Here is a 23,177-nt window from a genome sequence, read left to right as displayed (position 1 = left end):
TATTACGTGTTTTTATATTATCCATACATGGTACTATATTATCATCTTACTTGTTTATTTATAAATTAATATGATAAATTAGATGCATATGAAAGTATATCCTTTTAAAATACCGAAACCTATAGATGAGCATTTAATAGTTCAAATAGATAAGGAGCCTATTTTTTATAATCGTCTACATCAGCATGAAGAAATACAAATAAGCCATATTATAAATGGAAATGGAAAACTACTAGTTGGTGATAGTGTGCATCAATTTTCAGCAGGAGACACCTATGTAATAGGCAGTAACCTGCCACATATTTTCAAAAGTATACCTCAAGAAAAAGATGCGCATATGGTAACCGTTTTCTTTACTGATAAATCTTTTGGTTCTGATTTTTTCATGCTTCCGTATTTTAAAGACCTAAAACAATTCTTCTTGAATGCTACAACTGGTTTTAAAGTAATTACTAATAAAGAAATTATAGCGCAACAATTAATAGAGCTACAATCTCAAAATAGGTTGAAACGTTTTATATCATTTTTAGAATTGCTAGAAAACTTGTCGCAAATAAGCACAGAACCCTTGAGTAGCTTTATTTATTCAAAAACACTTAGTGTAAATGAAGGCGAACGATTACAGGAAATATTTGATTTTGTTTTGAAGAATTTTCAACAATCCATTTCATTGGACGAGATATCTAAAATGGCATTTATGACGCCTAACGCATTTTGTAAATTCTTTAAGCAACGAACTAACAAGACCTTCTTTCAATTTTTAATTGAGCTTAGAATTGAACATGCTTGTCAATTGCTCTCTTCTAAAAAGGAGTTGAATATAAATTTAGTTTCTGACATGTCTGGCTTCAATTCGATATCAAATTTTAATAAAAAATTTAAAAAGCTAAAAGGAATTACGCCAACCCAATATCAGCAGTCGCTTCTTCAGTGAAAAGTTGAACCATATATTTCGACTATTAATTTTAAATTGCATAATAGGTTTCTATATTTGCAGTCCAATATACTTCGTATTAGCCCACGTGGTGAAATTGGTAGACATGCTACCTTGAGGGGGTAGTGTTCGTAAGGACGTGCTAGTTCGAATCTAGTCGTGGGCACAAAAGGTTAGATTTACATCTAGCCTTTTTTTATTTTGATAATTTTAACTTTCTGGTAGTGATAAGCATTTCAATAAATTGTAGATTTGTTTAATCCTTTTTCAGAAAACATGAACAATGTAAAAAAGCAGTTTAGTATTAGAGATTTAGAAAACCTCTCTGGTATTAAGGCACACACCATTAGAATTTGGGAAAAAAGATATAATCTTTTATCGCCTGAGCGTACGGACACTAACATTAGAACTTATAGCCTCGCTAGTTTGCAAAAGTTACTTAATGTTACCTTGTTGTATAACAATGGTCACAAAATTTCAAAAATCGCTAAGATATCTGATAAAGATATTCCGTATGTAGTTCGTGAAATTGTAGCAAAACACAGTCATAAGAGTCAAGCTATAAATGCTTTTAAACTAGCAATGGTCAATTTTGATCAGACAATGTTTTTTAATACGTACAATGCTTTATTAAGTGAAAGTTCTTTTAGGGAAATTTTCAAAGAGACATTTGTTCCATTATTGAACGAATTAGGTCTTTTATGGCAAACAGATACTATTAGTCCTGCTCACGAGCATTTTATGAGTAGTCTTATAAAACAGAAAATTCTAATAAATACAGAAAAGCTTCAACATTTAGAGCCTACTAAAAAGGATAAGGTATTTGTAGCGTTTTTACCTGAAAATGAAATTCACGATATTGGTTTATTATATATCAATTATGAAATCATCCTTAAGGGATATAAATGTATTTACCTAGGTCCAACAATACCTATGGAAAATCTTGAAGATGTTCTAAAATATTTTGATGACATCTATTTCGTATCATATTTTACGGTTTTTCCAGAAAAAGATAGGGTTAACAAATACTTAGAAGACTTTAAAGCGGTGGTAGCCAACTATAACAACCCTAATATTTGGCTTTTAGGCCGACAAACAAATTTTATTGATGAAGCTACAAAACCAAAATTTTGTAGAACATTTACTTCTATCGATAATTTGGTAAACAATTTATAATCTCACAGAAATACATGAAGAAGAATTGCATTGTAATAGGTTCTGGTTTCTCGTCATTATCAGCAGCATGTTACTTAGCAAAGGACGGCTGGGATGTTTCTATTTTTGAAAAGAATGAATCTGTAGGTGGCCGTGCCTCTCAATTTATTAAAGATGGATTCACTTTTGACATGGGTCCAAGCTGGTATTGGATGCCAGATATTTTTGATAAGTTTTTTGCCGATTTCAATAAACAAACATCAGACTATTATCAACTAGATAAGCTGAGTCCTGCCTACAAAATTTTCTTTTCAGATGATGTTATCACTATTGGTGATAGTATGAACAAAATTTGTGAAGAATTTGAAAGAATAGAACCAGGGAGCTCAAAAGCACTAAAAAAATTCATTGATAAGGCGCAAGAAAATTATGACATTGCCATCAACAAAGTTGTTTTAAGACCAGGGCTTTCTCCCTTAGAATTAGTAACTAAAGAAACAATTTTAAAAGTTGATCAGTTTTTTAAAACTATTAGCTCGCAAGTACGTAAGTCCTTTAAAAATCCGAAATTGGTATCAACATTAGAATTTCCAGTGTTATTTCTTGGCGCAAAACCTAGTAAAACTCCGTCGTTCTATAATTTTATGAACTTTGCCGATTTTGGTTTGGGCACATGGCATCCTAAAGGTGGTATGTACGAGGTTATTAAAGCAATGGAAAGTCTGGCTAAAGAGCTAGGTGTAACCATACATACAAATTCACCAATAGAACGAATATTAGTAGATAATGGTAAGGCAATAGGTGTTTCTTGTAACGGTAAAATTCATACTTCAGATGTAGTTTTAAGTGGAGCAGATTATCAACACTCAGAAAGCTTACTAGAAGAAAAGCACCAACAATATAGCAAAGGTTATTGGGATAAAAAGGTATTTGCCCCTTCATCCCTTCTTTTTTATATTGGATTTGACACCAAGCTGAAAAATGTAGAACATCACAATTTATTTTTTGACACCGATTTTGAATTACATGCACAAGAAATTTATGATGACCCTAAATGGCCTACAAATCCGTTATTCTATGCAAATTTTCCATCTATAACAGATGAAAGCATGGCGCCCAAAGGTTGTGAAACAGCATTTTTTCTAGTGCCTATTGCAACTGCTCTTGAAGATACAGAGGCATTAAGAAATCAATATTTTGATATAATTATTGACCGCTTTGAGAAAAGAACCGATCAAGACATTAGAAATAATATTATATTCAAGGAAACATTTTGTGTTAATGATTTTGTAGAAAGATATAACTCATATAAAGGAAATGCATATGGTATGGCTAATACGCTAACCCAGACAGCATTTTTAAGACCCAATTTAAGAAGTAAAAAAGTAGTTGATTTATATTTTACAGGACAACTGACTGTACCTGGTCCAGGAGTGCCACCCGCACTAATATCTGGGAAATTAGTGTCAGAATTAATTATAAAAGATAATTAGTTTACCTATGAAAGATACTTTTGATCAAGTCTCGTACCAGTGCAGTAAAATTGTAACTAAAAGATATAGCACATCTTTTGCGTTAGCAACTAAAATGCTACATTCATCTATACGCGGTCATATTTATAATATTTATGGTTTTGTTCGCTTTGCGGATGAAATCGTAGATACATTTCATGATTATGATAAGGAAGTACTCTTTGATAAATTTGAGCAAGAACTAGAAGCTTCTCTTCGTGATAAAATTAGTTTAAATCCAATTTTAAACTCATTTCAACAAACCTATCATACATTCAACATCCCTAAGCATTTGGTTGATTCATTTATGAAAAGCATGCGAATGGATTTGGTAAAGAATATTTACCGTACCGATGCTGAATACAAAGAATACATATATGGTTCTGCAGATGTAGTTGGTTTAATGTGTCTTCAAGTATTTGTAAAAGGGGACATTGAAGCTTATGATAAGTTGAAGGAATCTGCAATGGCACTAGGCTCTGCATTTCAAAAAGTAAATTTCTTAAGAGATGTAAAAGCTGATTTTGAGGAATTGAACAGATCTTATTTTCCTAATACCAATTTAAAGGAGCTTGACGAAAATTCAAAAAAACGAATAGTTGATGAAATAAAATCCGATTTTAAAAAAGGGTACGAAGGCATTATCGGTTTACCAACCGAAGCCAAATTTGGAGTATATACAGCTTATAAATACTATTATAAGTTATTAAAGAAACTGCAGAGCACACCATCTTTAGAAATTAAAAACGCACGAATTAGAGTACCTAATTATCAAAAATTTGGGTTACTAGCGCGTTCTTACGTTAAATTTAAAATGAACTTAGTATAATGGATATAGTTATTGGAATATTGATTTTTCTAGGAACTTTTTTGTTCATGGAATTCATGGCGTGGTTTACGCATAAATATGTAATGCATGGTTTTTTATGGAGTCTTCATAAAGACCACCACAAGAAGGACCACGACTCTTGGTTTGAAAGAAACGATTTGTTCTTCATCTTTTATGCGATTGTAAGCATGTCTTTATTTTATGCGGGTACTACAGGTTTTTGGTATGGTTACCCTTTAGGATTCGGAATTTTAGCCTACGGAATCGCTTATTTCTTAGTACATGACATCTTTATTCACCAACGTTTTAAATTGTTCAGAAATGCAAATAACTGGTATAGTAGAGGTGTTAGAAGAGCCCATAAAATGCATCATAAGCACTTGGGCAAAGGAGATGGAGAATGTTTTGGAATGTTATTCGTACCGTTTAAATACTTTAAAAAATAACACCCTATTCGGTTTTGATTAAGTCGCTTACTCCGAAATTAATTCGTTTAATAGATTATTAATTTTCTCATTGTCCCAGTCTGCTATGGCATTTTGGTGAATTATTATTGAACCGTCTTTATCTATTAAATAAGATCCTGGCGGTTTTAGCAATGAGATTGGGCTTGGTTCTCCAATAATCTGATAGGTAACTGGGAAAGTATAGCCTTGCTCATTCATAAAAAGCTCTACAGGAGCTCTTTCTTCATTCGTAATTACATAGAACTTCATCTTATCCCCATACGTATCAAAAAGGTACTGAACGTCTTTTAACTGTGCCTGAGAAGGCATATGCCATGAAGTCCAAAAAGTGATGAAGACTACTTTACCTTTTGCTTCCTCAAAATTTATGAATTTCCAATTTTCATTTTTCAACTTCCAATCATAGTCCGCAATCTTTCCTCTTTTTTCTGGCGTAATAATAGTAGGAGATGTTGCGAAGACCCTGTTGAGTATAATTTTGCTGTAATCACCCAAAGGGGTAACAAAAAAAGAAAGTACAAAAGCAATAATCAATAAGGTAAAAACTGTTTGTCTCTTCATAAAAGTCAGATAGGGGTTAAAACTAAAAAACTCCTGAATAATATCAGGAGTTTTTCTCACTAATTTTTACTTATTGAAATTAAGAAGCATTTTCTCTCTTAATAACATTTAAAGCAGAACCTTCTCTATACCATCCAATTTGAGCGGCATTATAAGTATGGTTTACTTTAATAACATCTTTACTACCATCGGCATGAACAACCTCAACGGTTAATTGTTTGTCTGGTGCAAATTCTGCAATATCAATAAAGTTAAATGTATCATCTTCTTGTATAAGGTCATAATCACTTTCATTTGCGAAAGTTAAACCTAACATACCTTGCTTTTTAAGGTTAGTTTCGTGAATACGTGCAAACGACTTAACAATTACAGCGGCAACACCCAAATGACGAGGCTCCATTGCAGCATGTTCTCTTGAAGATCCTTCACCATAGTTATGATCACCAACAACGATGCTTCTTATACCTGCAGCTTTATAAGCACGTGCAGTATCTGGAACACCACCAAATTCACCTGTTAATTGGTTTTTAACCATATTGGTCTTATGTCCAAATGCGTTTACAGCACCAATTAAACAGTTATTTGAAATATTATCTAAATGTCCACGGAAACGTAACCATGGTCCTGCCATAGAAATATGATCCGTTGTACATTTCCCAAATGCTTTAATCAACAATTTAGCCCCCATTAAACTCTCATCTTTTATAGGAGTAAATGGCTCTAATAATTGTAGTCTCTCTGAATCTGTAGCAACTTTTACCGATACACCTGAACCATCTGCATCAGGAGCAAGATAACCTGCATCTTCTACTTCAAAACCTTTAGGAGGTAATTCCCATCCAGTTGGCTCATCGAACATTACCTCTTCACCTTTTTCATTGATTAATTTATCCGTCATCGGATTAAAATCTAATCTACCTGATATAGCTATTGCAGCTGTAATTTCAGGTGATGCAACAAAAGCATGTGTATTTGGGTTACCATCTGCACGCTTAGCAAAGTTTCTGTTGAAAGAGTGAACTATACTGTTCTTTGGTGCATTTTTCGGATCACTGTAACGTGCCCATTGTCCAATACATGGTCCACACGCGTTAGTAAATATCTTAGCATCCAATTTCTCGAATATTCCAAGAATACCATCACGAGCTGCAGTATAACGTACTTGTTCAGAACCAGGATTAATTCCTAATTCCGCTTTCATTTTAATTCCTTTATCAATAGCCTGTTGTGCAATAGATGAAGCTCTAGATAAATCTTCGTAAGAAGAGTTTGTACAAGAACCGATCAATCCCCACTCAACAGCTAAAGGCCATTCATGAGAAGTAGCTTTCTCTGTCATATCACTACCAACTTTAGTAGATAAATCTGGAGTAAAAGGACCGTTTAATAATGGAGTTAATTCAGATAAGTTAATTTCTATAACCTCATCGAAATATTGTTCTGGGTTAGCATATACTTCAGGATCTGCAGTTAAATGTTCTTTAACTTGATTTGCAGCATCTGCAATGTCAGCTCTATCGGTAGCTCTTAAATAACGCTCCATAGATTCGTCATAACCAAAAGTAGAAGTTGTAGCTCCTATTTCAGCACCCATGTTACAGATAGTTCCTTTACCAGTACATGATAAAGATTTAGCTCCTGAACCAAAGTATTCAACGATTGCTCCTGTTCCACCTTTTACAGTAAGAATTTCGGCAACTTTTAATATAACATCTTTTGGTGCAGTCCAGCCAGAAATAGTTCCAGTTAACTTAACACCTATTAATTTTGGAAATTTAAGCTCCCATGCCATACCTGCCATAACATCAACGGCATCAGCACCACCAACACCAATAGCAACCATACCTAAACCACCTGCGTTTACAGTGTGAGAATCAGTACCGATCATCATTCCTCCTGGAAAAGCATAGTTCTCCAATACAACTTGGTGAATAATACCTGCTCCTGGTTTCCAAAAACCGATTCCGTATTTATTAGAAACAGATTCTAAGAAATCAAAAACTTCGGCACTTGTAGTGTTTGCAGATTTTAAATCGGCAGTAGCACCACTTTTAGCTTGGATCAAGTGATCACAATGTACTGTAGTTGGCACTGCTACTTTTGGCTTACCAGCTTGCATAAACTGTAATAAGGCCATTTGTGCAGTTGCATCTTGACAAGCAATACGATCCGGAGCAAAATCAACGTAATCTTTTCCTCTTGTAAATGCTTTAGATGGTGTTCCATCCCAAAGGTGTGAATACAAAATTTTCTCAGAAAGGGTAAGTGGTTTCCCTACAATATTCCTAGCCTCGTCAACACGTTTAGCCATATTGGCGTAAACTCCTTTAATCATATCAATATCAAATGCCATTCTTTATCTAATTTTAAGTTAGCGCAATTCTGTAAATTTAAGAAAATCTATAACGCAATTAAAATTAAATAAGTATGATTAATCGCTTTTTATTAAATATGCCTTGCTAGTATATACAACAGCACTTGGCAGAAAGTGACTATTATCACAATTTGCCCTCAAAAAAATAAAAAAAAGAAGTGAAAATTAAAGCAGTTTATCTATGATATCCTCTTCAGTGATACCTTCTGCTTCTGCCTTGTAATTTTTAATTATACGATGACGAAGAATACCTTTTACAACGGCATGTACATCTTCTATATCCGGAGAAAATTTACCATGTATAGCAGCATTGGCCTTAGCACCTAAAATTAAGTTTTGAGATGCTCTTGGTCCCGCTCCCCAATCTAAATACTGTTTTACGTAGTCTGAAGCGGAGTCTAAATTAGGTCTTGTACTATTTACCAATTTTACGGCATATTCCACAACATTATCGGCAACAGGAATTCGTCTTACCAATTCTTGAACAGCAATAATATCTTGGGCATTGAAAAGCGGATTAATAACCTGCTTGATATTTGCCGTAGTATTCTTAACTACTTGAATTTCTTCTGCAATTGTAGGGTATTTCAATTCAATTGCAAACATAAAACGGTCTAACTGAGCTTCTGGCAAAGGATATGTTCCTTCTTGCTCAATTGGGTTTTGTGTTGCTAAAACAAAATACGGTAATTCTAATTTATGTTGGTGACCAGCAATAGTAACAGCTCTCTCTTGCATGGCTTCTAATAATGCGGCCTGCGTTTTTGGAGGAGTCCTATTAATTTCATCTGCCAAAATAATATTGGAAAATATAGGTCCCTTTAGAAATTTAAAATTTCTGTTCTGATCTAAAATTTCACTACCAAGTATATCACTTGGCATTAAATCCGGAGTAAATTGTATTCTTTTAAAATCTAGACCTAACGCTTGGGCAATAGTATTTACCATTAACGTTTTTGCCAAGCCTGGTACGCCAATCAGCAATGAATGTCCACCCGTGTAAATAGAAAGCAGAATCTGTTCAATAACCTCATCTTGACCTACAATAATTTTGGCTATTTCTTTCTTAAGCTCAGCATGTTTTATTACTAGGCGTTCTATTGCTGCAACGTCTGACATATTTTTTATTCTTTTACCCAATTATTAGCGAACTCACAATCTTTGTTCTGATCATTAACACTAATATAGGTATCTTTAATATGCTTGTCCATCCATTTCTTGATGGCGTTGTATTTCTTTTCAGTAAGCGCCAATTCTTGAATTTTAGTATAATCCTTTGAGAAATCAGCTACATGCTCATCATACCTATTGGTAATCTTAAGTATCTTATATTTTGGCGCACCACCTCTTTGGTCTTGTTCAAGTACCGGATATGTAATTTCATTATCCTTCAAATTCTGAACCTGATTGTACAAAGTAGGATCCATCTTTGTTAATTCGAATTTAGAATCGAAATTCACAGGGTTACGTAAAAGCCCACCATCGAATTTTGTTTCCTTTTCATCAGAAAAATTTAAAGCTGCCTCTGCGAACGTAAATTCCTCATTAATAATTTTCTTACGAATAGTATCCAATTCTGCCTTAGCAGCATCCAAAACACTTTGAGATATTTCTGGTTGAATTAATATATGTCTTAAATCTAATTCTTGACCTCTAATTTTTTCTATGAAAATAATGTGATACCCAAAAGTAGTTTCAAAAGGCTCAGAAACTTCACCTTCTTTTAAACTAAAAGCAACATCTTTAAATTTCTTATCAAAACCAGTCTCTTTAGTTATACTATAAAACCCTCCTTTAGATTTTGAACCTGGATCTTGAGAATATAAAATAGCCTTTACACTAAAACTAGCGTCATTATCTTCAACATCAGCTTTTATCTGATTAAGTTTATCTACAACTTTTTGTTTTTCCTCTTCAGAAGGTTCTGGCTCTTTTGTAATTTGAGCTATCTCTAATTCTGCACCAAATACTGGGCGTTCATCTTGTGGTATTTTATTAAAAAATTGACGAACCTCTTCAGGTGTAATTTCAATCTCTTTAATAATATCTTGTTGCATACGCTCAGAAAGCATACGCAGTTTGTTAATCTTATATAACTCTTCCCTAAAGCTCGCTTCGTCTTCCTTTTTATAGTATTTCAAGACTTTGTCCATAGAACCAATTTGTTGAACTAAAGACTGTAATTGACGATCACCAGTAGCATTTACCTCATCGTCAGATACCAAAATACTATCTTGAACCGCCTGGTTTGCATACAAACGATCTTCCATCAACTTACCTAAAAGTCCACAATGGGTAATATCTTCCGTCGAAGCTCCTTGACTTTTAAGGTCAATAAGTGTTTTTTCAATATCAGAATCTAAGATTACGTAATCCCCAACTACTGCAGCGATACCATCTAATTTTATTCTCTTGAAATTAATTGAAGAGTCTTTCTTTACTGGAGCAGCTTCCGCAACGGCTTCCATTGGTTCTTCTTGATTATCCGTTACAGTTGGTATAGAATCTTGTGCTGTTACTACACTTGAGAACAGTAATACTGCCCCGATATAAATACTATTTTTTGTTTTCGAAAACTTCAAATTCATTATCCTTGATTGCTTCATCTAATAATTCAGTTTCTAATTTGCGTAGGTAGTCCATTTTTCTACGACTTAATAAAACTTGTTCTATTGTAGGCTTAATAAAAGTCAAAGGTGCAATATCATTTACATCCTTTGTTTCCTCTATTTTCCCCAAATATACCCCGATTGAATCCTCTAATTCAAAAAATTGTGAGTTTTTTAAGTACTTATTGGCATTGTCAGCCGTAATTGGGGGTATTTCTTCGAATATTCTACTGTAACGCACCCATATAGAGTCATTAAAATTCAATTTATTGAACTGAACACCAATTGAATCTAAGTAACGTACATCATCTTTCTTAAATCTCTTTAAGCGCTTACCAACCTCATCTTGATCCAAAAAACCTTTTGGCAATGCAACAAACCTAATTCTAGCGATTCTTTCTTTGAGTTTAAAATTCTCTTTTGCATGCTCGTAAAATTCATTCAACTGCTGATCTGTAATTACAGTATCCGTAGCTTGTGTTACCAAGGCTTCTTTATAAACCCGGGTATACAACTCCGTTCTATAATCATCTACCAATGCATTATACTCCGCTAACTTTTCTTCAGATAAATTGATTTTGGCTTTAGAAAGTAATAATTGTTTGGAAGCCCAATTATTAATGTAATTGGTAGCGAAAGAAGCACTATCGCCTTTTGTCATATTCTCTGTAAGTAAGGGTGCCAAATCTTCTTGATACAAAAAGGACTCACCTACTCTAGCTATAACTTTCTTTTCTTCATCTTTTTTAAAAAGACCATCGCACGAAATAAACAAAATAGTCAACATCCCTAGACTAGCTAAAGGGTAAAACTTGCGGTATATAAATTTAGATTTCTTAAAAAACATCGAGCAAAAATAGCAATAACCTATTCGTGTGCAAATGCTTATTGATTTACTTAACACGAATTTTAGGAACACAAGATATAACAAATACCTTATAAAGAACTAAAACTAGATCTTTTGCAAAATTGTAATCTCGTTCCAAATAGGGTATGAACTGAGGTTTTTTAGGTAAATTTGTGTATTGATTTTTATAATTTAACACCACTTATTCTTGAACCGACAAATAAAACTAATTTGGGATTTTAGAGGTCCTGCAGCATTAAAAACTGCAGAACACCATGTTAAACACCTCAATGAATTTATAGCCATGGAAAAAACCGAACTTAACATTACCGGTTTTAAAGAAATAAATGACATGTATAGCATTGCGTTCATGGTCGTGGAAGAAAAAGAAATGATATCTGTTAGAGATTTATTAAAGCCACACCGTGGTGAAGTTTACGTGGCTTAATTAAAATACATAGACATGAAGCCTTTTTTACTTTTCATATGTTGTGTAGCCATAGCTTCATGTTCTCAGCAAAAGCAAAACCTTAATTTTCTTGAAGTTGCTTTATCATCAGATCATGCAAAAATTAAACGGGTTGTTGATAGTATAGACAACTATCAAATTCAAATTAAATACACTCAAATAGACAGAAAAAATGATAGTGTAATTTTTACCGACTATGATTTTCAGGTTAACGATAGTATGTATTTCTATCCCGCAAGCACTGTAAAATTCCCAACAGCGGTATTGGCTTTAGAAAAACTAAATAAGATAGACAGCCTTTCTATGCAAACGAAGTATTATGTGGAAGGTGACACTATTGAAAGTACATTCGCAAAAGATATATCTGAAATATTTGCTGTAAGCGACAATCTAGCCAACAATAGATTGGTCGAATTTTTAGGGTTTGAAGCTATCAATCAAAATTTAAGAGAAAAAGGGATATCGCCTGTTAGAATTACACATAGATTAGGACATCGTTCTGATGACTTAAGAACAAAACCTTTAATTATTTATATTAATGATTCTACTACAGGCATTACTTCCTTTATATTGAACAAAACCCCAGATGAACTAGAGCTTCTAGAAATAAAAAAGGGAGTAGGTTATTATGAAAATGAGGAATTAGTAGAAGTTCCTTTTAATTTTAGTCAAAAAAACTATTACCCAATTTCATCGCAACATAATGTATTAAAAAGAATTTTATTTCCTAATAATTTTGAGGAAACAGAACGTTTTCACATAAGCGCTGAACAAAGGAATTTTCTATTAGAAGCAATGCATACCGTACCCCAGAAGGCTGGGTATGATGCAATAACATATTATGATAGCTACTGCAAGTTTTTTCTTTACGGCGACACTAAAGAAAATATACCAGAGCATTTAGAAATTTACAATAAAGTAGGATTTGCCTACGGCACCCTTACTGATTGTGCGTACGTAAAGGATACAGAGAATAACGTAGAGTTTCTTTTAACCGCAACTATTTTGGTAAACAAAGATGGTATCTTTAATGATGATGCCTATGAATATGAAGAAATTGGAATTCCGTTTTTGGCACAATTGGGTAGAGAAATCTATCATCAGGAATTAAACCGTAAATAAAAATAGAAACAGCAAGCTGACTATGCAAGACAACACCAATAAAACAAGAATTAACAAACACCTAAGTGAAGCTGGCTATTGCTCTCGTAGGGCTGCAGATAAGCTTATTGACCAAGGAAGAGTTACTATTAACGGAGAAGTTCCAGAAATGGGCACTAAGATTACGGCAGGTGATATTGTAAAAGTTGATGGTGAACTAATAAAAGAACCAAAAGGAAAGTCTACCTACTTAGCTTTCAATAAACCTGTAGGCATAGTTTGTACAACAGATACAGGTGTTGAAAAAGATAATATTATCGATTTCATAAATTACCATAAACGTATTTTTCCTATTGGCAGATTAGATAAACCCAGTGAAGGACTTATTTTTCTTACTGATGACGGTGACATTGTAAATAAAATTTTACGTGCTCGTAACAATCATGAAAAAGAATATTTAGTAACCGTTGATAAACCTATTACTATTGATTTTTTAAATAGAATGCGCAAAGGCATTCCTATTCTTGATACCGTAACCAGAGAATGTCAGGTTTTTGAAGTAAGTACTTACCAATTCAGAATTATTTTAACTCAGGGTCTCAACAGGCAAATTCGCCGTATGTGCGAGTATTTGGAATACAGGGTAAAGAAATTAAAGCGAATTAGAATTATGAATGTTCAATTAGATATACCCGTAGGAGAATACCGTGATTTAACAGAAGAAGAATTAGCTGAAATTAATAGACTGGTAAGCTCCTCATCAAAAACATTTGACGGCGAAAAACAGTAGACAAATAACCTTTCATTTTTTTTAAATGGGCAACACAAATAATTAAAGCTCAACAATGTAGCTTAGTTCATTAAAAATCACTATTTTAAAATAAAAAGCTACGTTATGTCAAAAGAGAAAAAAAACCACATAAAAAACCATACTTTAAAGTATAGTTTTATTCTTCTTATTTCTATAATCACAGGAACCACTTCATTAATGGCGCAAACCATTAATTATTCTGAGTATACTGGTGAGGTATTAGACTCTAATAGCAAAAAAGCCTTAGTCTTTGCAACACTAACCGTGGACAATACCAATGTTACCACAATTACTAATTCAGAAGGTCAATTTTCATTGAAAGTGCCTACTGAATATATCAACAATAATTTAACTATCAGCTTTCTGGGTTATAAAACAAAGCAAATTTCTATTTCTGAATTGGAAAACGAAAAGAATAAGATCTTCATGGAAGAATTTGTTATGGCATTATCAGAAGCTAGTATAGATGCTCCTAATGATGCGGAGGTCCTGGTTAGAGAAACCTTAGATAAAAAAGGCAGTAATTATTTAAATGAAAATACGGTAATGACCGCGTTTTATAGGGAGACCATTAAAAAGAGAAGAACTAATGTTAGTCTTTCTGAAGCTGTTGTAAATATTTATAAAACTCCTTATTCATCTAATAAGACAGATGCATTAGAACTATACAAGGCACGTAAGAGCACAGATTATTCTAAGTTAGACACTGTAGCCCTAAAACTTCAAGGAGGTCCATTCAACACTTTATTCGTTGATATGGTGAAGTATCCAAATTATATTTTTACACCAGAAACATTGGGGTATTATGATTTTTCGTTTGACACCTCTACCCGTGTAAATGACCAATTGATATATGTAATAGACTTTAAACAAAAACCAGAAATTATTGACCCCTTATACAATGGCAAATTATATATAGATGCAGAAAACAAAATTCTAACTAGTGCTATTTACTCACTTAATATAACAGATAGAAAATTAGCTTCTCAAATGTTTGTACGTAGAAAACCAAAGAATGCAGAGGTATGGCCTACAGAAGTATCTTATCGAGTAGATTATAGAGAAAAAGATGGAAAGTGGTATTATGGCTACAGCAACGTATTATTAGAGTTTAAAATTAACTGGGACAAACGTTTATTTAATTCCGTCTATAGTATGAGTTGTGAAATGGCGATTACAGATTGGGAAAAAAATATAGAAAATACCATACCAAAGTCTAAAGACAGAATGAAAGCGTCAATCATTTTAAGTGAAGAAGCTATTGGTTTTGCTGATCCAGATTTCTGGGGAGAATACAATATTATAGAGCCAGAAAAATCAATTGAATCTGCAATTAAAAAAATTCAAAGGCAACTGCGAAGAGAAAAACCAAATAATGGCACATCCGCACGTTAGAAACTCCTAAATAGCAATAAAAAATCCTTTTGTAATTCTTATGAATTACAAAAGGATTTTTTAAATGTCTATGCTAGCAAACTAAAAACTTAATTGGCTACCTCGCTAATAAATTTAAGTCGATACAGTCGTAATTCTTCCTCTTCATAGTCACCATCAAATTCAGCCATAGCTTCTTCTAAATCATCACTATCTGCTTCTAAGAAATAATCGTGAATCTCTTCTTGTTGATCTTCATCCAAAATTTCATCGATCCAATAGTTCAAATTCAATTTGGTACCACTGTATACAATTTGTTCCATTTCCTTTATAAGATCAGGTATTTCCAATCCTTTTGAGGATGCTATATCAGACAAAGGTAATTTTCTATCTACGTTCTGTATTACATAAAGCTTCAGTGCAGAATTAGCTCCAGTACTTTTAACTACTAAATCATCTGGTCTAATTATTTCATTATCTGCAACATATGTATTAATGAATGCCAAGAAGGGCTTACCATACTTTTTAGCCTTACCTTCTCCTACTCCATGTACATTTAATAATTCTTCGTGTGTAATGGGATATTTCAATGCCATATCTTCTAAAGAAGGATCTTGGAATACAACAAAAGGAGGCACATCTAATTTCTTTGCCTGCGCTTTTCTCAAATCCTTTAATTGCTTTAATAATTTCTCATCAGCAATACCACCAGACTTGGCAGCACCAACAATTGCATTATCATTTTCAGCATTATAAACATGATCCTTAGTCATCATAAATGACACTGGAGCATCTAAAAATTCATTACCTTTTTCAGTTAAATGAAGAACACCGTATTGCTCAATCTCTTTTCGTAGGAGCCCTGCTACCAAAGTTTGACGTATTAATGCCATCCAATGACTCTTATCTTTATCTGATCCTATTCCAAAAAACTCTTTTTCATTGGTTTTATGAGATGAAATGATGGCATTCGTTTTCCCACGAATTGCATTTACAACTTCTTTAGATTTAAACTTTTCGCTAGTGCCTTTAACTACTTTTAGTAATTTAATGACATCTTCTTTTGCTTCTTCTTTCTCTTTTGGGTTTCTAGTATTATCATCCATTTCGGCACCATCACCGTTAACATCGTCAAATTCCTCTCCAAAATAATGCAACATAAATTTACGCCTAGACATTGATGTCTCTGCATATGCTACAACCTCTTGCAACAGCGCGTTTCCTATTTCTTGTTCAGCCACTGGCTTACCAGACATGAACTTCTCTAATTTCTCAATATCCTTATAAGAATAGTATGCCAAACAATGCCCTTCGCCCCCATCACGCCCAGCTCTACCAGTTTCTTGGTAATAACTTTCTATACTCTTAGGAATATCATGATGGATTACAAAACGAACATCTGGCTTATCGATTCCCATACCAAAAGCAATTGTAGCTACAACAACATCAACATCCTCCATCAAGAACATATCTTGATATTTAGACCTTGTTTTAGCATCAAAACCAGCATGATATGGAACAGCACTTACACCGTTTACTTGTAAAACTTGTGCTAACTCCTCTACTTTTTTACGACTTAGGCAATATATTATTCCTGATTTACCCGAGTTTTGTTTTACAAAACGAATAAGATCAGCCTCTATATTTTCTGTTTTAGTTCGTACTTCATAAAACAGGTTTGGTCTATTAAAAGAAGCTTTAAACAACTTTGCACCACCAATACCTAAATTTTTTATAATGTCTTCTTGAACCTTAGGTGTAGCGGTGGCGGTAAGTCCAATAATTGGAATATTATCACCCAAACGCTCCACTATAGATTTCAAATTTCTATACTCAGGTCTAAAATCATGACCCCATTCAGAAATACAATGCGCCTCATCTACCGCTACAAAAGAAACAGTTACTGATCGCAAAAATTCTACATTCTCTTCTTTGGTTAGCGACTCTGGTGCTACATATAACAACTTGGTTACACCATCAGTTATATCTTGTTTCACTTGCTTAATCTCCCCTTTGTTCAAGGAGGAATTAAGTACATGTGCTATTCCGTTTTCAGATGAAATACCACGAATGGCATCTACCTGATTCTTCATTAAGGCAATTAATGGAGAAACAATTATTGCCGTACCCTCTTGCATAAGAGCCGGTAATTGGTAGCAAAGAGATTTACCACCACCAGTGGGCATTATTACAAACGTATTATTCTGTCGTAAAACATTTTTGATTACTTCCTCTTGAAGTCCTTTAAACTGAGAAAATCCAAAATATTTTTTTAAAGAGGAATGTAAATCGATATTGTCAAATTCTTTACTGTCTGTCACATTTTACATTTAAGGGGACACTACTTACTTTAAAATTCATAAGCGAACAAAATTACAATTTGCCTAGCTTGGCATTACTAAATTATTATGCTATAATCGGCATTTAAAATTAAGTTTGTTTAATTTTGTCATCTTAAAGATAATACATTCTTTTAGGAATACAATCCATAATTTGAATAATAGATTGATTGCAACGGACACCATTATTGACTTAGCGAAAAAAACCATTGAAACTGAGCGTGATGCTATAGCACAACTTTCCTCTCTTTTAACTGATGATTTTGCTAGTATCGTAAACTGCATTATTGACGCAAAAGGTCGCGTTATAATTTCCGGTATTGGAAAAAGTGCCATTATCGCAACAAAAATTGTTGCTACCCTTAATTCAACCGGAACCCCTGCAATTTTCATGCACGCTGGTGATGCCATTCATGGAGATTTGGGTACAGTTCAAGATAACGATGTGGTGATATGTATTTCTAATAGTGGTAATACACCGGAAATTAAAATGTTGGTGCCACTTATAAAAAGAGGCACGAATAAATTAATTGCCATGACGGGTAATACCGATTCTTTTTTGGCAAAGCAAGCAGATTATATTTTGAACACTCATGTTGAAAAAGAAGCTTGCCCCAATGGTTTAGCACCTACTACCAGTACCACTGCACAGTTGGTAATGGGAGATGCACTAGCAATTGTTCTCTTAGAAATAAAAGGATTTAGTAGTTCTGATTTTGCAAAATATCACCCTGGCGGTTCTTTGGGAAAAAGACTGTATTTAAGAGTAGCTGATTTAGTAAGTAAAAATCAAGTACCTAAAGTTCAAAAAGACGAGGAAGTCAAAAAAGTAATTGTAGAAATCTCTAAAAAAATGTTAGGGGTTACAGCAGTACTAGATGGCGAAAAAGTTGTAGGTATCGTTACTGATGGCGATATTAGGCGTATGCTAAATAAGCACGACAACATAAAAGGCTTGACGGCAGAAGATATTATGACCAGCAATCCTAAAACCATACCTGCTGATACACTAGCAATCAAAGCTTTAGAACACATGCAAAAAAAGGGCATATCTCAACTACTTGCTATGGATAATGACACTTATGTGGGTGTTATCCATTTACATAATTTAATAAACGAAGGTATTTTATAATGAGTTCCAAAGCTTCCACGCCTCACAACGAGATGTCATTTCTCGACCATTTAGAAGAATTAAGATGGCATCTAATTAGATCCGTTTTGGCTGTTGTCATCATTGGAAGTGTTGCCTTTTTAATGAAGGGTTTCATTTTTGATACGATTATTTTCGGACCTAAAAACATGGATTTTCCAACATATCGCTTTTTCTGTGATGTAGCTACATGGTTAAATAAAATCCAGTCATTTACCGTAATAGATTCTTCCTTTTGTGCCGATGAATTTCCTTTTACAATTCAGAGTCGTGAAATGGGTGGACAATTCTCGGCCCATATCTGGACCTCGATTTGGGCAGGTGTAATTATTGGGTTTCCCTATATTCTATATGAAATGTGGAAGTTTATAAGTCCTGGACTTCACGCTAACGAACGTAAGAATTCCCGAGGGTTTATACTTATTGCTTCTATCTTATTTTTTATTGGTGTTTTATTTGGATACTATATTGTAGCACCACTTTCTATTAACTTCTTAGGATCTTATGTTGTCAGTGATTCGGTTTTAAACGAATTCGACCTTGATTCTTATATAGGTACACTAAAAATATCGGTTCTTGCCTGTGGTATTTTATTTGAGCTACCTATTATTATTTTCTTTTTAACCAAAGTAGGTTTGGTTACTCCAGAATTAATGAAAAAGTACCGAAAAATTGCTTTGGTAGTTGTTTTAATACTCTCTGCAGTAATTACTCCTCCAGATGTTACAAGTCAAATTATAGTTGCTATACCAGTTATAATTTTATACCAGGTAAGTATTTTTATTTCTGCCATGGTACTAAGAAAGGAAAGAAAAAAAGCTGAAAAAGAAAAAAAGAAAAATAGAAATGTCAAACCAAATTGAAGAATTTAATGCTTACCGTTCTAAGATGAACGATAAGTTGTTGGCCGATAATAATAAGATTGTAAAACGCATATTTAACCTAGACACCAACGCTTTTGCTGCGGGCGCTTTAGATGTAAAGACAAAAGAGTTATTAGGTCTTGTAGCATCTGCAGTTCTTCGTTGCGACGATTGCGTAAAGTATCATTTAGAAAGTTCTTATAATGAGGGTGTTTCTAAAGAAGAGGTCATGGAAACTTTAAGTATTGCTACATTGGTAGGCGGTACTATTGTTATTCCACATTTAAGAAGAGCATATGAGTATTGGGAAGAATTAGAAAACCAACAAGGTTAAAAAATCCCTAATTACTTTTCTAACAGACCAATAACCAATAGATTTGAAAACATGAAGTTACGTGCCGACAATATAATGAAGTCCTACAGAGGTCGTAGGGTGGTTAAAGGAATTTCCTTGGAAGTAAACCAAGGAGAAATCGTTGGATTATTAGGACCAAATGGTGCTGGTAAAACAACTTCCTTTTACATGATTGTTGGGCTAATTAAACCTAATGGCGGCAGCATCTATTTAGATGACATGGAGATTACAAAATTTCCCATGTACAAGAGAGCCCAGAATGGTATTGGATATTTAGCACAAGAGGCTTCCGTCTTTAGAAAGCTAAGTATTGAAAAGAACATTTTAAGTGTACTTCAATTGACCAAGTTGAGCAAAAAAGAGCAACACATGAAAATGGAGTCTCTTATTGAGGAATTTGGTCTTGGTCATATTCGTAAGAGCCGTGGTGATTTATTATCTGGTGGTGAACGAAGAAGAACAGAAATTGCGCGTGCCTTGGCTACCGATCCTAAATTTATTTTATTGGATGAACCTTTCGCCGGTGTAGATCCCGTTGCCGTAGAAGACATACAGCGTATTGTAGCGCAATTAAAGGATAAAAACATTGGTATTCTTATCACGGACCACAACGTGCAGGAAACGCTTGCTATTACAGAACGTTCTTATTTAATGTTCGAAGGCGGTATATTAAAATCTGGTGAGCCAGAAGAATTAGCTGCAGATGAAATGGTACGTAAAGTTTACTTGGGGCAAAACTTTGAACTACGTAAAAAGAAGTTAGATTTCTAAAAAAGTATATACTTAAATTACTTCTTTGTACTTCTTTAGGTTGTATAATCCCCATCCAAAAAACAATAGCTCTAGAATTAATGCAGGTGTAAATAGTGGCGATATACCATCAACTACTGTACTTACTGTTCTTCCAAAAGAAATTCCTCCCATAAAAAGCACATTACACATTGTTGCTCCATACCAAATTTTGGGTTTAAAAGCAGCTATTATCCAATATAGCCCTACACCCAAATAAATACCCATTACAGCACGTAACATATTCTTCAATTCCAAGTCTACCACCTCAAACCCTAAAAGTTCTGGCATTATAACCGTTGGATGACCACCATATACGAATCCGGCAATAATTACAATAATTCCGGATAATACCAGATTAAGATTTTTTGGAATTGTCATTGAATTGTTTACCATAAAGTTGAAGATATCTAAATGCCGCTATACCACCAATAAATGAAAATAAGGCTAACATCCAAAACACATGTCGGTGTCCTTCTAAACCTGGTGAAGCATCTAGTAAATAACCCATTGCTGGACCAGCAAAAATATCTGGTGTATATCCTACTAAAGAAATAAGCCCAACCGCAGTACCAGTTAATACTAAAGGAATTTTACCACTCTGCATTACTGCAAAATATAAAGATCGTATGGCGTAAACACCTAATGCAACAATCATTATAGAAAATAAAAATATAAAATAGGAAACATTCGCAACCATAGCAGAAGCAAAGAGTAATGAACCTATAAGTGCAATTACAAAGCCTATAAATAAAAATAAGCTTGGTCTAGAACGGTCGGCCACAATCCCTATAAATACACCTACAACCGGTCTTGCAAATAACAAGAACGTACCTACTTCCGCAGAACCAACCTCATCTAACAACATAACATCTTGGGCGTAGAGCGAAAATATATCAGTGATTTTATATCCTACATAAGCACATAGAATAATAATCATTAATAATAAAACGGATGGCAGTCGAAGGACTTCTTTAATTTGTGAAGTTGTAATTCTATCAACAACAATTTCTTTCTCTTGATGCTCGGGCAGCTTCATAAACAGCCAAACCAAGACACCCACAACCGCTACAATACCTGAAGAAGTTAAAATAACATAACGAAAGGCAAATCTACTTTCTTGCAAGGACGCCACCTCTAAATCTGCCGACATAAAATGAGCAAAAACGAGTACTCCCAAAGTTCCAAAAAGAGCACCTACCAATCCCCTACCTCCATCTAAAAATCCAAATGCCTTACCTTGAGAATTTTGTCCGCCCCAAACCCTTGTGGCTTTTATCATAGGGGACCAAAAAAGAAAAATAGTGGTAAAACCCCAGAACCCATATAATATTTGAAGCATTAAATAATCAGGGAAGGTTGCAAAAAGTAATCCACCTAAGGCGGTCATCCACAACGCAATAGCTATCAATTTTCTAGGTTGATATTTATCTGCCAAAGGTCCGCCCAACAAATAAGATATCAATGCCACAAAACCATAAACAGAAAAACAAAGTCCCAATGACACATTGTCTAGCTCAAATACCTTTAATACCGTAGGCCTAAATACTCGCTGTAAAACAAAGGGTAAAATAAAGACGCTCTCTCCAGCTAAAATTAATAGTATCAAGTAATACCAGGGCGCTTTTTCGGGTTGTTTCATTTTGCTTTAATCGGAATCCAAATCTCCTCTTCCGAGGCAGGGTCATTTTTTTTGTACTTGTCACTTAACACTTCAAAATGTGGGCGGTCATCTAAAATATAATCTGATTTAGGAATCCATTCTCCATAAATATATTGAAAAAAAGCTGGGGCACTTTCTGCAGTACCTTTATAATCGAAGACAGCATAAAGTCCGCCTTCTAGATTTAAACTTTGAAAATCTGTGGAAATACTTTTATTATCATCTACTTCTACACAAGCCCATTTTACAAATCTTTTAGCCGGAGAAAAGGTTTCAAAATAACCTTTAGGATATATTTGTAACGAGATAAAGTCTTGAGACGACTTATTTAAAATATCCTTACTACATTGCCTGAAATTTTTCCAAAGTTCAAAAGTCTTATTATCCACTAGGCTCATTTCTTGATTTAACCCTACTAGTTGTTTCGATTTTAATTCAACGATTCTTGGCTTCATTACGCTCTTTTTTTTAAATCAATTTCAAATAAACAAACAGGTCCTTCTTTGTAATGAGGTGGAAGTTCATCTACATTTGGCAGATTAAACATGCCTAAAAAATTAAAACCACAAGTGCAATAATGCTTAATTAAGCGGGTGTTATCCCCAATGGTATCTAAACGAATGAATTGTTTAGCATGCATTTTTGCATATTCTTTTGCCCAATCTACAATCGAAGCGACAAAATTATGACCACGAAAATTTGGATTTGTGGCTATACGATGAATATAAATGGCTGGGTCTTCATTTCTCTTTACCCATATTTGAGCATCAGAAAAAGTAATGGCCCAGATACAAGCAATCTCATTATCAATGACCAATTTAAACTGACTTTGTTCGGTTATTTCAGCAGAAACCATATCCCTATCAAATTCAGGCCAGACTACTACAGATTTCTTACTTTTCTGATATGCTGAGGCAATGTTGTATAAGTTGAAAACTTCATCAATTTCCTCTAAACTAATATTTTCAACTATCAT

23 protein-coding genes and 1 tRNA gene are annotated in these 23,177 nt (G+C 34.0%); 14 read left to right on the top strand and 10 right to left on the bottom strand.

Annotated features, from left to right (window positions below; genetic code table 11):
- Positions 1–88 precede the first annotated feature (88 nt).
- The 6 genes from P178_RS0100945 (at position 89) to P178_RS0100920 (ending at position 4,875) form a co-directional block, all read left to right on the top strand.
- Complete coding sequence (locus P178_RS0100945) at positions 89–934, top strand: AraC family transcriptional regulator (RefSeq protein ID WP_027064476.1); 846 nt, start codon at positions 89–91, stop codon at positions 932–934.
- Positions 935–1,016: 82 nt separating this feature from the next.
- Positions 1,017–1,100 (top strand) — tRNA-Leu (locus P178_RS0100940).
- A 110-nt stretch (positions 1,101–1,210) separates the two neighbouring features.
- Positions 1,211–2,110, top strand: coding sequence for a MerR family transcriptional regulator (locus P178_RS0100935; RefSeq protein WP_027064475.1), 900 nt, complete (start codon positions 1,211–1,213; stop codon positions 2,108–2,110).
- A 14-nt stretch (positions 2,111–2,124) separates the two neighbouring features.
- A complete protein-coding gene (locus tag P178_RS0100930; RefSeq protein ID WP_027064474.1) occupies positions 2,125–3,582 on the top strand; it encodes a phytoene desaturase family protein in 1,458 nt (485 codons plus the stop codon).
- 7 nt (positions 3,583–3,589) lie between these two features.
- Positions 3,590–4,429, top strand: coding sequence for a phytoene/squalene synthase family protein (locus P178_RS0100925; RefSeq protein ID WP_027064473.1), 840 nt, complete (start codon positions 3,590–3,592; stop codon positions 4,427–4,429).
- On the top strand, positions 4,429–4,875 hold the full coding sequence (locus P178_RS0100920; protein ID WP_027064472.1) for a sterol desaturase family protein: 447 nt from the start codon (positions 4,429–4,431) through the stop codon (positions 4,873–4,875). Before P178_RS0100925 ends, P178_RS0100920 begins: the two co-directional genes overlap by 1 nt.
- Positions 4,876–4,902: 27 nt before the next feature.
- Here the strand turns inward: P178_RS0100920 and P178_RS0100915 are convergent, their stop codons facing one another.
- The 5 genes from P178_RS0100915 to P178_RS0100895 all read right to left on the bottom strand — a co-directional run bounded on the left by P178_RS0100915 (position 4,903) and on the right by P178_RS0100895 (position 11,227).
- Entirely contained in the window at positions 4,903–5,457 is a 555-nt protein-coding gene (locus P178_RS0100915) for a TlpA family protein disulfide reductase (protein ID WP_027064471.1), read from the bottom strand.
- 79 nt (positions 5,458–5,536) lie between these two features.
- Complete coding sequence (locus tag P178_RS0100910; protein WP_027064470.1) at positions 5,537–7,810, bottom strand: aconitate hydratase; 2,274 nt, start codon at positions 7,808–7,810, stop codon at positions 5,537–5,539.
- A gap of 186 nt (positions 7,811–7,996) precedes the next feature.
- Positions 7,997–8,950 (bottom strand): AAA family ATPase, encoded by a 954-nt coding sequence (locus P178_RS0100905; protein WP_027064469.1) that lies wholly within the window; start codon positions 8,948–8,950, stop codon positions 7,997–7,999.
- Between the two features lie 5 nt (positions 8,951–8,955).
- Positions 8,956–10,419, bottom strand: coding sequence for a peptidylprolyl isomerase (locus tag P178_RS0100900; protein WP_036145445.1), 1,464 nt, complete (start codon positions 10,417–10,419; stop codon positions 8,956–8,958).
- A complete protein-coding gene (locus tag P178_RS0100895) occupies positions 10,388–11,227 on the bottom strand; it encodes a peptidyl-prolyl cis-trans isomerase (RefSeq protein WP_231500492.1) in 840 nt (279 codons plus the stop codon). Before P178_RS0100895 ends, P178_RS0100900 begins: the two co-directional genes overlap by 32 nt.
- 268 nt (positions 11,228–11,495) lie before the next feature.
- Here P178_RS0100895 and P178_RS0100890 point away from each other — a divergent pair, with 268 nt between their 5' ends.
- From P178_RS0100890 to P178_RS0100875, 4 genes are all read left to right on the top strand, one after another.
- The gene (locus tag P178_RS0100890) at positions 11,496–11,735 is read left to right on the top strand and encodes a hypothetical protein (protein ID WP_027064466.1); all 240 of its coding nucleotides are present in this window, start codon (positions 11,496–11,498) and stop codon (positions 11,733–11,735) included.
- Between the two features lie 15 nt (positions 11,736–11,750).
- Positions 11,751–12,878, top strand: a complete 1,128-nt coding sequence (locus P178_RS0100885; protein ID WP_027064465.1) for a serine hydrolase — start codon at positions 11,751–11,753, stop codon at positions 12,876–12,878.
- 22 nt (positions 12,879–12,900) lie between these two features.
- Positions 12,901–13,647 (top strand): 23S rRNA pseudouridine(2604) synthase RluF, encoded by a 747-nt coding sequence (rluF, locus tag P178_RS0100880; RefSeq protein ID WP_027064464.1) that lies wholly within the window; start codon positions 12,901–12,903, stop codon positions 13,645–13,647.
- A gap of 105 nt (positions 13,648–13,752) precedes the next feature.
- Positions 13,753–15,063, top strand: coding sequence for a carboxypeptidase-like regulatory domain-containing protein (locus P178_RS0100875; RefSeq protein WP_051638130.1), 1,311 nt, complete (start codon positions 13,753–13,755; stop codon positions 15,061–15,063).
- 89 nt (positions 15,064–15,152) lie between these two features.
- Here P178_RS0100875 and recQ read toward each other — a convergent pair whose 3' ends face one another.
- Positions 15,153–17,363, bottom strand: coding sequence for a DNA helicase RecQ (gene recQ / locus P178_RS0100870; RefSeq protein WP_027064462.1), 2,211 nt, complete (start codon positions 17,361–17,363; stop codon positions 15,153–15,155).
- A 172-nt stretch (positions 17,364–17,535) separates the two neighbouring features.
- On the opposite strand from recQ, the gene P178_RS0100865 reads away from it, so the two are divergent.
- Genes P178_RS0100865 through lptB form a run of 4 tightly spaced genes read left to right on the top strand, consistent with a single transcriptional unit; the run spans position 17,536 to position 20,520 of the window.
- Complete coding sequence (locus P178_RS0100865) at positions 17,536–18,513, top strand: SIS domain-containing protein (protein WP_027064461.1); 978 nt, start codon at positions 17,536–17,538, stop codon at positions 18,511–18,513.
- Positions 18,513–19,394: a twin-arginine translocase subunit TatC gene (gene tatC / locus P178_RS0100860; RefSeq protein WP_027064460.1), complete on the top strand. Its 882-nt coding sequence runs from the start codon at positions 18,513–18,515 to the stop codon at positions 19,392–19,394. The genes P178_RS0100865 and tatC overlap by 1 nt, the downstream gene beginning before the upstream one ends.
- Positions 19,378–19,728, top strand: a complete 351-nt coding sequence (locus P178_RS0100855) for a carboxymuconolactone decarboxylase family protein (protein ID WP_027064459.1) — start codon at positions 19,378–19,380, stop codon at positions 19,726–19,728. The genes tatC and P178_RS0100855 overlap by 17 nt, the downstream gene beginning before the upstream one ends.
- Positions 19,729–19,779: 51 nt before the next feature.
- Positions 19,780–20,520 (top strand): LPS export ABC transporter ATP-binding protein, encoded by a 741-nt coding sequence (gene lptB, locus P178_RS0100850; protein WP_027064458.1) that lies wholly within the window; start codon positions 19,780–19,782, stop codon positions 20,518–20,520.
- Positions 20,521–20,532: 12 nt separating this feature from the next.
- On the opposite strand, the gene P178_RS0100845 is transcribed toward lptB, so the two are convergent.
- Genes P178_RS0100845 through P178_RS0100830 form a run of 4 tightly spaced genes read right to left on the bottom strand, consistent with a single transcriptional unit; the run spans position 20,533 to position 23,177 of the window.
- Positions 20,533–20,919, bottom strand: a complete 387-nt coding sequence (locus P178_RS0100845; RefSeq protein ID WP_036145441.1) for a DUF4345 domain-containing protein — start codon at positions 20,917–20,919, stop codon at positions 20,533–20,535.
- Complete coding sequence (locus P178_RS0100840; protein WP_027064456.1) at positions 20,897–22,180, bottom strand: MFS transporter; 1,284 nt, start codon at positions 22,178–22,180, stop codon at positions 20,897–20,899. The genes P178_RS0100845 and P178_RS0100840 overlap by 23 nt, the downstream gene beginning before the upstream one ends.
- Positions 22,177–22,656, bottom strand: coding sequence for a GyrI-like domain-containing protein (locus P178_RS0100835; RefSeq protein WP_027064455.1), 480 nt, complete (start codon positions 22,654–22,656; stop codon positions 22,177–22,179). The genes P178_RS0100840 and P178_RS0100835 overlap by 4 nt, the downstream gene beginning before the upstream one ends.
- Positions 22,656–23,177, bottom strand: coding sequence for a GNAT family N-acetyltransferase (locus P178_RS0100830; RefSeq protein ID WP_027064454.1), 522 nt, complete (start codon positions 23,175–23,177; stop codon positions 22,656–22,658). The genes P178_RS0100835 and P178_RS0100830 overlap by 1 nt, the downstream gene beginning before the upstream one ends.

This window comes from Maribacter sp. Hel_I_7 (genome assembly GCF_000688315.1).
Taxonomy (GTDB): Bacteria; Bacteroidota; Bacteroidia; order Flavobacteriales; family Flavobacteriaceae; genus Maribacter; species Maribacter stanieri.
This window is presented reverse-complemented; position numbering and strand designations above follow the sequence as displayed.